Below are 9,292 nucleotides of genomic sequence, written 5' to 3'. Positions count from 1 at the left end.
TCGTCGAGCACGATGTCGAAGCTCGCGAGCTCCGCGCGGCACTCGGCGCACTGGTCCAGGTGTGCCTCGAAGGCGCGCGCCTCCGCCTCGTCGAGGGCGTGGAGGGCATAGGCGCCGACCATCTCGTGCGGGTTCATCGCTGCACCTCCTTCAGCGTGTCTCGCAGGCGTGTGAGCCCGTCCCTGATCCTCGTCTTCGCCGTTCCCAGCGGGATGCCGAGACTCTCGGACACCTCAGTGTGCGTCTGGCCACCGTAGTAGGCCAGCTCGATCGCCTCGCGCTGCAGGTCGGTCAGGGACGCCAGCGCGCCGCGTACCCGGTCGGACTGCCACGCACGGTAGTCGCTCTCCACCACAGCCTCCTGGTCGGCGGGACGCTCGTCGCGATCCGCGACGGCCGCCTCGGCGTCCACCTGGTCGCGCTGGCGCTGCTCGCGGCGAACGCGATCGACGGCGCGGCGGTGAGTGATCGTGAGCACCCACGTCCGGGCGCCGCCGCGGGCGGGATCGAACTCGGGCGCCTTGCGCCACGCCTCGACCAGGGCCTCCTGGGCGACGTCCTCGGCCATGTCGGGGTCGCGCACCACGCGCACCGCGACTCGCAGCACCTGGTCGACCATCGCCTCGTAGACCCCCGCGAAGGCGTCCGCATCGCCACGGCCCGCCTCGATGAGCAGGCGCGTGAGTCGATCCGTGGAGTGCGCGGCGGCCTCCTGGCTCGGGGTCGTGCCGTCGGGGACGGCACGCAGATGGCGTCGCGCCACAGGCTGTCTCCGTTCGTCGCGGTCGGGGGCGTGCATCGAGGACTCCTTCATCGCAACACCGAGGTGCCGTGGTCCATGCCCGACGCGCCGCGACCTCACTCAGCACAGTCGCGACCACGTCGGGCAGGGCAGGGGACCGACCCCTGCGCGCACCGGTTCGCGCGATGCGGCTGTGCGGATGGGTCGCGCTGGGAACCCGGTGCAGCGCTTGGTACGCTCGCCCGCGTGAGTGCAGCGAAGGTGAGCCCCGAATTTCTCAAGGCGCTCGAGGAGTTCGACGCCCTGGTGGGCGAGGCCCTCAAGCCCCAGCTGCGCGAGATGCTGCGGCTGCGGTGCTCGCACATCAACGGCTGCTCGTACTGCATCCGCCTGCACTCCGAGCAACTCGCAGCGCTGGGCGCGCGGCCCGAACTCATCGGAGCGCTCGCTCGCCCGGTGAAGCTCATGCGCGACGACCTGGTCTCCGAGGGGGACGCTGCCGCACTGAGGTTCGCGGAAGTGCTCACGGACTATCCGCGCGGCCTCGAGATCGAGGCGCGCGACGTGGCGGGCGAGTTCTTCACGCAGAAGCAGCTGGGCGCGATCGTCGAGACGGTCGCTGTCATCAACGCGTGGAACCGGGTCACGCGCGGCATGGAGTAGGGCCGATGCGCGGGCGGGTTTCGCGCTCAGGCTCCACTGGGAGACACGGCCGCGGCCAGATCGACACTGGTGCTCCAGTGGGGCGCTCAGACAACGAAACTGGCGGATATCGCGCGCAAACGCCCAGGCAGGAGTAGCGTCGGCACCATGGTGCGATTCCTGTGGAACCTGGTGGTGACCGTCGTGGCGGCGGCCGTGGGTCTGCTGCTGACCGCCCTCATCCTCGGCGATGAGGACTTCTCGATGAACTTCAACGGCTTCATCTGGGCCGTGCTGATCTTCGTCGTGGCTCAGGCGATCCTGTCGCCGTTCATTCTCAAACTCTCGGTGAAGTACGCCTCCGCCCTCACCGGCGGCGTGGCCCTGGTGTCGACCTTCGTCGCGCTGCTGCTGGCCAACATCTTCAGTGACGGCCTGTCGATCGGCACCATCACCGGATGGCTGCTCGGCACCGTGCTCGTGTGGCTCCTCAGTGCGATCGCCGGGTGGATCCTGCCCGCGGTGTTCCTCAAGAACAAGCTCGAGGACCGCAAGGACAAGTAGCGCCCGGGGCCGGCCCTCAGTCCTCGAGGTTGCCGATCATCGCGCGCAGCACCGCCACCGCGCGGGCGTAGTCCTCGTCGGACACCCCGGCGCGGGCGCGGTCGTGCAGCGCGTCGATCTCCGCGTGCAGACCGTCGAGCGCGCGCAGCCCGTCGTCGGTCGCGACGAACTCGCCCTCGACCTCGGCGGCCCACCCGCCGGCGTCGAGCCCGTTCCACGCCTCGGTCGCCCGGGTCTCCCCGAACCCGGCCGGAAGCCTGGCCTCGACCGTATCCCAGCTCAAGGGCGCATCGGCCCTCCCCAGGACCTCCAGGAGCGCGAACTCATCGCGGGTCGTGGAGCCGTCCGCGAGCGCGGACGTGAAGCCGCGCGTGAGCGCGCGGTCGAGCCAGCGGGCGAGGGCATCCAGGCGGTCGACGTCGTCCATGACGCCCACGCTACGCCTGCTCGTCCTCCGTCAGCACGTCGGTCGCCATGAGGTCCGCGACCTCGTAGACGCCCACCACCACGAGGTCGGCTCCCAGCTCGGTGAGGTAGTCGACGTCGGCGTCCTCGTGGCCGCGGGCGATCACGCGGACCTCGGGGCGCAGTCGCTTGACCTTCGCGACGATCGCGCCCGCGTTGAGCGGGTCCGGGATCGCGATGAGCACGGTGGTGGCCTTCTCGAGGCCGGCGGCGCGAAGCACCTTGGAGCGGACGGCGTTGCCCAGGATCGCCTCGCGGCGGTCATCGCGGAGGGCCGTGACGCGGTTCTCGTCATCGTCGATCACCACGCACGGGACGTCCTGCTGCCACAGCGTGGTCGCGACGCGGGTGCCCACGCGGCCGAAGCCCACGACGATCACGTGCTCCGAGCCCTGATACGTCAGCGGCGACGCGTCCCCGCCGTCGCCGTCCACGTCGCGGTAGGCGCGCGCGGCCCACGCGAACAGCAGCGGGTTGAGCACGATCGACAGGATCGCGGCGCCCAGCACCAGGTCCTGCGCGTCCTGCGGCAGGATCTCGTACTCCCCGCCCAGGGTGACGAGGATGAACGAGAACTCGCCGATCTGCGCGAGGGCGGCGGCGACCACGAGCGACATCTGTCTCGAGTAGCGCAGCAGCCGCACGATCCCGAACGCCACCACGGACTTGCCGACGACGATCGCCGCGGTGGTCACCAGCAGGGCGAGCGGCGCCTCGACGGCGATCCGCCAATCGACGAGCATGCCCACGGACACGAAGAACAGGACCGCGAACGCGTCGCGCAGCGGCAGCGAGTCGTCGGCGGCACGGTGCGACAGGTCGGACTCGCGCATGATCATGCCCGCGAAGAACGCGCCCAGCGCGAAGGACACCTCGAACAGCCACGCCGCGCCCACCGCGACGCCCATGCCGACGGCGAGGACGGACAGCGTGAAGAGCTCGCGCGAGCCGGTGTCCGCGACGCGCGCGAGCACCCACGGGATGACACGCTTGCCCACGACCAGCATGAGCGCCACGAACAGGGCGACGCGCACGAGCGTCCAGGCGAGCTCGCCGGCGATCTCGCCGGGGCCCGTCGCGCCCGAGGCGAGGACCGGGATCACCACCAGCGCGATCACCATCGCGAGGTCCTCGACGATCAGCCAGCCCACGGAGATGTGCCCCGCGCGGGTGTCGAGCAGCTGCTTGTCCTCGAGCGCCCGCAGCATGACCACCGTCGATGCGACGGACAGGGCCAGGCCGAACAGCAGCGCGGCGCCGAGCGACCAGTCGAGCCACAGGCCGATGCCCGTGCCGAGTGCCGTCGCCGCCGTCATCTGGGCGATCGCGCCGGGGAGGGCGACGCGCTTGACGGCCAGCAGGTCCTTGAACGAGAAGTGCAGGCCCACGCCGAACATCAGCAGGATCACGCCGATCTCCGACAGCTCGACGGCGATCTCCGCGTCGCCCACGAAGCCCGGCGTGTAGGGGCCGATCATCAGGCCTGCCGCGAGGTAGCCGACGATGGGGGACAGCCGCAGGCGCTGCGCGAGCAGTCCGAGGATGAAGGCCGCGACCAGGCCCACCGCCATCGTGGTGAGGAGCGGGGCGTGATGCAGCATGTCGGGATTCTACGGGGCCTAGATGTCCGGCACACGGCGCGCGATCCGGGACCAAGGTCCCGGGTCCCTATGGATACCCCGGGGAGTATGCTCGGGGGAAGGGCGGAGTGCGCTCGACCGAGCGGTCGGGTGCGCCGAGCCGCCGAGGCGGATCAGCGAAGAAGGTGATCGGGATGGCACGGGTCGTCGTGCTGGGTGCCGGGGTGTCAGGCCACACCGCGGCGCTGTACCTGCGCAAGAGGCTGGGGGACGAGCACGAGGTCGTGGTCGTGAACCCCAAGGCCACGTACAACTGGATCCCGTCCAACATCTGGGTGGGCGTGGGCAAGATGGCCCCCGAGCGCGTGGTCTTCGACCTGGCGCCGGTGTATGCGAAGAAGGGCATCACGTTCATCCAGGCCAAGGCCACGACCCTGTGGCCGGAGGGCGACGCCGCGGTCGTCGCGGACTCGCCGGGCGCCGAGGCGTCCGCGGGAGTGAGCGGGGAGACGGGGATCGACGCTCCCGCCGTCGACGTCATCCACACCACGCCCGAGCGCGACGGCGAGGTCGAGCGGCTGCGCTACGACTACCTGGTCAACGCCACAGGCCCCAAGCTCAACTTCGGCGCGACCCCGGGGCTCGGACCGGAGGAGGGGCACACGGTCTCGGTGTGCACTCCCGACCATGCGGCGCACGCGAGCGACAAGCTCGCCCAGGTGATCGAGGCGTGCCGCACCGGCGAGCGCCAGCGCGTGGTGATCGGCGTGGGGCACGGGACGTGCACCTGCGAGGGCGCTGCATTCGAGTACACGTTCAACGTCGAGCACGAGCTGCGCGAGGCCGGGGTGCGCGATCACGCGGATCTGATCTACCTCACCAACGAGCACGAGCTGGGCGACTTCGGGGTGGGCGGCATGCAGTTCGACCAGAACGGCTACCGCACCACGTCGCAGCTGTGGACGGAGTCCCTGTTCCGGGAACGCGGCGTTCAGGCGATCACCGGCGCAGCCGTCACCAGCGTCGACGACGGCACCATCCACTACGTGCAGGTGGACGGCACCACGCACGACCTCGACTACGACTTCGCGATGCTGCTGCCGCCGTTCAAGGGCAATGACTGGACGGCGTACGGAGCCACCGGCGATGACATCACCGCGAGCGTGTTCGCGCCCACCGGCTTCATGAAGGTCGACGCGGTGTACGGCAAGACCGACTACGACGAGTGGTCAGCGAAGGACTGGCCGCGCACGTACCAGAGCCCCGTCTACCCGACGGTCTTCGCGGTGGGTATCGCGTTCGCGCCCCCGCACCAGATCTCGCGGCCGCGGGCCACGCCGGACGGCGTGCCGGTCGCCCCGGCGCCACCGCGCACGGGGATGCCGTCGGGAACCATGGGCAAGGTCGTGGCGCACACCATCGCGGACATGATCGCGACGGGCGACACCGTGCCGCAGCACGGGGTGTCGATGGCGGAGATGGCGGCGGCGTGCGTTGCCTCGGCCGGTACCGGCATGCGCACCGGGACCGCCGCGGCGATGACCATGAGCCCCGTGGTGCCGGACTGGGAGAAGTACCCAGAGACCGGGCGGAACCTCAAGGAGACGTTCGGCGAGATCGGGCTCGCGGGCCACTGGGTCAAGCGCATGCTGCACACGCTGTTCATCTACAAGGCCAAGGGCCGTCCGGCCTGGACCTGGATCCCGGAGTGAGGTGAGTCATGGACACCACGTCGGAGCGCATCGCCGCCGCGCCGCTGCCTACGGAGTCCGAGTTGCGCAGGCGCCGCAGCCTGGTGCGCCAGTTCGCGCGGTTCGTGGGAGTCAGCTGGACCATGTGGAGGCTGGCGCGGCGCTCGCACTAGGGCCGATGCGCGCGACAGGTCGCTCGGCTCGGCGCGCGCTCGTGCGGCCCTGGTCGACGGGTCTCGCCAGTGACAGGGCCGATGCGGCCTCGCTAGCCTGGCCGCATGACGGCGCACGAGATGGACTCGACGGGGCTCGCGGCGCGGCTGCGCGACGCGACCACGCCCGAGCACCAGTACACCGAGACCCGCGGCTTCATCACGCGCCTCATGGGTGGCGAGCTCGACCTGGCCGCGTATGTGGCCTACCTCGCGCAGTACGCGTACGTGTACCGCGCGCTCGAGGCCCGGGACCTGCAGCCGGGCGACCCTGCGCTGCTGTCCGACCCTGCGCTGCCCCGGTTCGGAGCGATCTGCTCCGACCTCGAGCACCTGGGCGCCGCCGCATGGGAGGCCAGCCACCCCGCGCTGCCGGCGACGCAGGAGTATGTCGCGCATCTCGAGGCGATCGCGGCTGCCGACATTCCGCGCTACCTCGCCCACCACTACACGCGCTACCTGGGCGACCTGTCCGGAGGCCAGGCGATCGCGCGGCTCGTCGCGCGCCACTACGGAGCCACGGAGGACCAGCTGGCCTTCTACCGCTTCGAGAAGATTGACTCGCCGGTGCGTTTCAAGCGGGCCTATCGCGAGCAGCTTGACGCCCTCGACTTCGACGAGGACCAGGAGGCCGCGCTGATCGCGGAGGCCAAGGGCGCGTTCGTGTTCAACGGCGCGATCTTCGACGCACTCGGCGCCACCGTCGCCGCGGCCCGCTGACCGAGCTCCGCCGACGGCCGGGCACCGCTAGGCGCGACCCAGCCCCCGCATCGGCCCTACGGAGTGGCGGCCTCGAGCGCCGCCTCGCGCGCGGCCGCACGCTCGTCGAGAAGCGCCGTGAGTTCGAGGGTGCGCGCCTCGTCCCAGTCGGCGGGCTCGGTCACGTGCGCCCACGCGGTGGCGTTCTCGAGGCGGGTGTAGAGGTGGCCGTACCCGTCGGGGATTGAGCCCGCAGCCGGCAGATCGAGTACCAGTTGCCACGCCGTGACGATGGGGTACCAGACCATCGAGTCGACCACATCCGGTGCGCGCTCGCCCATGAGCCACTCGGGTTCGTCGAGGGCAGTGTCCGGGTGGAAGAACACCACAGGGTCGGAGCCGTGCTGCAGATACGTCACGCGGGTGGGGCCCCAGGCCGCGTTCCCCCTGTCGAGGCCGCCGTCCTGGTTCATGAAGCGGACCGTGCGGCCGTCGCTGAACACCGGCAGCCACGACGGCGAGCCCGCGTCGCGCGCGGCCTCGATCTCGGTGTGCATGGGGTTCACGAACGGCGGCCCGACCATCAGCGCGCCCTCGATGGGCTCGTTGAGGATGTCCGCGCTGCTGAGGATCGCCTCGACGCCGTACGAGCCCAGCGACAATCCGTAAAGGTAGAGGTCGGGGCGGGACTCCTCCGGCAAGGTCGACCAGTGGTCGTGGATGGTGCGGAACACCACGCGGGAGGTCTCCTGCACCACCTCCTGGTCCGCCAGGAGCGAGATCCAGCTGGGCAGGTACGAGTACTGGACTCCCGCAATCGCCGTGTCGCCGCCCCACATGAATTCGAGGGGGTCCACGCCTTCCGGTGCTATCAGCCCTGTCCCGGTCGTGGTCGCGATGACCATCACCTCGCGATCGAAGGCGTCGGTGCGCACCAGTTCCTCGAGCAGAAGATCTGCGCGCTCCTCGAGCGTCTCCGCAGACTTGAGACCCACGTAGGCACGGATGGGCTCGAGGGCATCGTCTCCGGAGAACGCCGCGATCTCGTCGGCGGTGGGGCCGGTCGACACGAAGGAGCGCCCCTGCCGGCCCAGGGTGTCGAACTCGACCAGGGAGTCGGGGGATCCGGACTTGAGCGCGGACGCGGGCTGCTCGACGCCGGCTTTGTCCTCGGCATCGCGACCCGAGAAGATCCAGTTGGACGTCGTGAAGAACGCGTTGACGAACGCGCCCGACAGGACCCACCACAGCACGCTGATCAGGGCGATCGCGGCAACCAGCACGGCGAGGCGGCGCGGCAGCCAGCGGTCCAGCAGATCGTCGACCCAGCGGAACAGCGTGCGGAGGCTGCGCGCGACGATCAGGATCAGCGCCGCGACCAGCGCGGCGACGATGATGATCGTGGGCCAGCCCCACGGGGACAGCGGCTCCATCCCGAAGTTGAGCCGGACTTCGTTCTGCCAGCCTACGTAGCCCCAGATGGCTCCCGCCGCCGTGAAGCCGATGAAGCCCAATGACACCGCGAGCAGCACCATGCGCACGCGCCCGCGCGCGTACGGAATGCCGAGGAACCGGTACAACGTGTAGATGGCGACGCCGATCCCGTAGCCGATCATGAAGGCCACGCCGGAGTTGATCCCCTGGACGTAGCCCGATCGGGGGAGCAAGGACGGTGTGAGCGAGAGCGCGAAGAACCACAGGCCCACGACGAGTCCCACCGCGGCAAACGTGAACTCGAAGATCCTCGGCGCCCTCTTGCGCGGCGGACGCGGTTCGCTCAGCCGCGAGACGACCCGCTCACGGACCCCGGTCGCCATGGCAGCCTCACGCCGCATCGCGCTGGAGTGGCTGGGTCATGCAGTGCGCCCCGCCACGCCCGCGGCCCAGCTCCGCTCCCACGATCTCGATCACCTCGAGGCCGGCTTCGCGCATGAGGGCGTTGGTGTGGGTGTTGCGGTCGTAGGCCACGATCACGCCGGGCTCGAGGGCCAGGACGTTGTTGGCGTCGTCCCACTGCTGGCGCTCGGAGGCGTAACGGTCGCCGCCGGTCTCGATGGTGCGCAGTTCGGGCAGCTTGAGTGCGCGGCGGACGACCTCCGTGAACGGGCGCGACTCCTCGCGCACATCGAGCATGACCGGCGGTTCGGCCTCGTAGATGCTGTAGGTCTCGATCTGGTCCACGATGCCGGGGAACACCGTCGCGGCGTCGCGGTCCGCCATCGTGAAGACCGTGTCGAGGTGCATCGCGGCGCGCAGCTTCGGCATCTTCGCCACGATCACGTGGTGGGCGGCGCCGGCGATGAACAGCTCGGTTGCGAGTTGGGTGATGGCCTGGCGGCTCGAGCGCTCGGACATGCCGATCACCACGACGCCGCCGCCCAGCGGCATGACGTCGCCGCCCTCGAGCGTCGCGAGGCCCTGGTCGAGCTCGGGGTCACCCCACCACGTCGTCACGGCTCCAGCGAAGGTCGGGTGAAACTCGTAGACGGCCTTCATCAGCAGCGTCTCGGCGTGGCGCGCGGGCCAGTACAGCGGGTTGAGTGTGACGCCGCCATAGATCCAGCTGGTGGTGTCGCGGGTGTAGAGCGTGTTGGGCAGCGGCGGCATGAGGTAGTCGCGCATGCCGGACTCCTCGCGCACGAGGAGGAATCCGGGCGGCGAGATCTCGGGAGGCAGGTCGAGCGTCGACAGCCCGCC

Annotated in this window: 11 protein-coding genes; 5 read left to right on the top strand and 6 right to left on the bottom strand. The window is 70.1% G+C overall.

The window, feature by feature from the left end; translation table 11 throughout:
- Together QZ483_RS13615 and QZ483_RS10845 are read right to left on the bottom strand one after the other, a co-directional pair.
- The coding region (locus QZ483_RS13615; protein WP_367117105.1) for a zf-HC2 domain-containing protein at positions 1-122 on the bottom strand (122 nt) is incomplete at its 3' end.
- Positions 123-133: 11 nt separating this feature from the next.
- A complete protein-coding gene (locus QZ483_RS10845; RefSeq protein WP_297083866.1) occupies positions 134-799 on the bottom strand; it encodes a sigma-70 family RNA polymerase sigma factor in 666 nt (221 codons plus the stop codon).
- Between the two features lie 189 nt (positions 800-988).
- Between QZ483_RS10845 and QZ483_RS10840 the strand changes: the two genes are divergently transcribed.
- Positions 989-1,405 carry a carboxymuconolactone decarboxylase family protein gene (locus tag QZ483_RS10840; RefSeq protein WP_297083864.1) on the top strand — a complete coding sequence of 139 codons (417 nt, stop codon included), beginning with the start codon at positions 989-991 and terminating at the stop codon, positions 1,403-1,405.
- A 147-nt stretch (positions 1,406-1,552) separates the two neighbouring features.
- Positions 1,553-1,948 carry a phage holin family protein gene (locus QZ483_RS10835; protein WP_297083863.1) on the top strand — a complete coding sequence of 132 codons (396 nt, stop codon included), beginning with the start codon at positions 1,553-1,555 and terminating at the stop codon, positions 1,946-1,948.
- A gap of 16 nt (positions 1,949-1,964) precedes the next feature.
- On the opposite strand, the gene QZ483_RS10830 is transcribed toward QZ483_RS10835, so the two are convergent.
- The gene (locus QZ483_RS10830) at positions 1,965-2,375 is read right to left on the bottom strand and encodes a hypothetical protein (RefSeq protein ID WP_297083861.1); all 411 of its coding nucleotides are present in this window, start codon (positions 2,373-2,375) and stop codon (positions 1,965-1,967) included.
- A gap of 10 nt (positions 2,376-2,385) precedes the next feature.
- Positions 2,386-4,014 (bottom strand): YbaL family putative K(+) efflux transporter, encoded by a 1,629-nt coding sequence (ybaL, locus tag QZ483_RS10825; RefSeq protein WP_297083859.1) that lies wholly within the window; start codon positions 4,012-4,014, stop codon positions 2,386-2,388.
- A gap of 173 nt (positions 4,015-4,187) precedes the next feature.
- On the opposite strand from ybaL, the gene QZ483_RS10820 reads away from it, so the two are divergent.
- The 3 genes from QZ483_RS10820 to QZ483_RS10810 all read left to right on the top strand — a co-directional run bounded on the left by QZ483_RS10820 (position 4,188) and on the right by QZ483_RS10810 (position 6,616).
- Positions 4,188-5,705 carry an NAD(P)/FAD-dependent oxidoreductase gene (locus QZ483_RS10820; RefSeq protein WP_297083857.1) on the top strand — a complete coding sequence of 506 codons (1,518 nt, stop codon included), beginning with the start codon at positions 4,188-4,190 and terminating at the stop codon, positions 5,703-5,705.
- An 8-nt stretch (positions 5,706-5,713) separates the two neighbouring features.
- Entirely contained in the window at positions 5,714-5,857 is a 144-nt protein-coding gene (locus QZ483_RS10815) for a hypothetical protein (protein WP_297083854.1), read from the top strand.
- A 105-nt stretch (positions 5,858-5,962) separates the two neighbouring features.
- Entirely contained in the window at positions 5,963-6,616 is a 654-nt protein-coding gene (locus QZ483_RS10810; RefSeq protein ID WP_297083852.1) for a heme oxygenase (biliverdin-producing), read from the top strand.
- A gap of 56 nt (positions 6,617-6,672) precedes the next feature.
- Here the strand turns inward: QZ483_RS10810 and QZ483_RS10805 are convergent, their stop codons facing one another.
- Positions 6,673-8,412 carry an alpha/beta-hydrolase family protein gene (locus QZ483_RS10805; RefSeq protein WP_297083850.1) on the bottom strand — a complete coding sequence of 580 codons (1,740 nt, stop codon included), beginning with the start codon at positions 8,410-8,412 and terminating at the stop codon, positions 6,673-6,675.
- 7 nt (positions 8,413-8,419) lie between these two features.
- Positions 8,420-9,292 (bottom strand): arginine deiminase family protein (locus QZ483_RS10800; protein ID WP_297083847.1); only part of this gene is annotated, 873 nt, incomplete at its 5' end.

It is taken from the genome of uncultured Demequina sp. (assembly GCF_913055775.1).
GTDB lineage: Bacteria > Actinomycetota > Actinomycetes > Actinomycetales > Demequinaceae > Demequina.
The sequence above is the reverse complement of the archived record's forward strand: the minus strand, read 5'-3'. Positions and strand labels throughout refer to the sequence as shown.

Coding starts and splice junctions, on each gene's coding strand:
- QZ483_RS10845 (WP_297083866.1), bottom strand. CDS start 799: ATGCACGCCCCCGACCGCGACGAACGGAGACAGCCTGTGGCGCGACGC.
- QZ483_RS10835 (WP_297083863.1), top strand. CDS start 1,553: ATGGTGCGATTCCTGTGGAACCTGGTGGTGACCGTCGTGGCGGCGGCC.
- QZ483_RS10830 (WP_297083861.1), bottom strand. CDS start 2,375: ATGGACGACGTCGACCGCCTGGATGCCCTCGCCCGCTGGCTCGACCGC.
- ybaL (WP_297083859.1), bottom strand. CDS start 4,014: ATGCTGCATCACGCCCCGCTCCTCACCACGATGGCGGTGGGCCTGGTC.
- QZ483_RS10820 (WP_297083857.1), top strand. CDS start 4,188: ATGGCACGGGTCGTCGTGCTGGGTGCCGGGGTGTCAGGCCACACCGCG.
- QZ483_RS10815 (WP_297083854.1), top strand. CDS start 5,714: ATGGACACCACGTCGGAGCGCATCGCCGCCGCGCCGCTGCCTACGGAG.
- QZ483_RS10810 (WP_297083852.1), top strand. CDS start 5,963: ATGACGGCGCACGAGATGGACTCGACGGGGCTCGCGGCGCGGCTGCGC.
- QZ483_RS10805 (WP_297083850.1), bottom strand. CDS start 8,412: ATGGCGACCGGGGTCCGTGAGCGGGTCGTCTCGCGGCTGAGCGAACCG.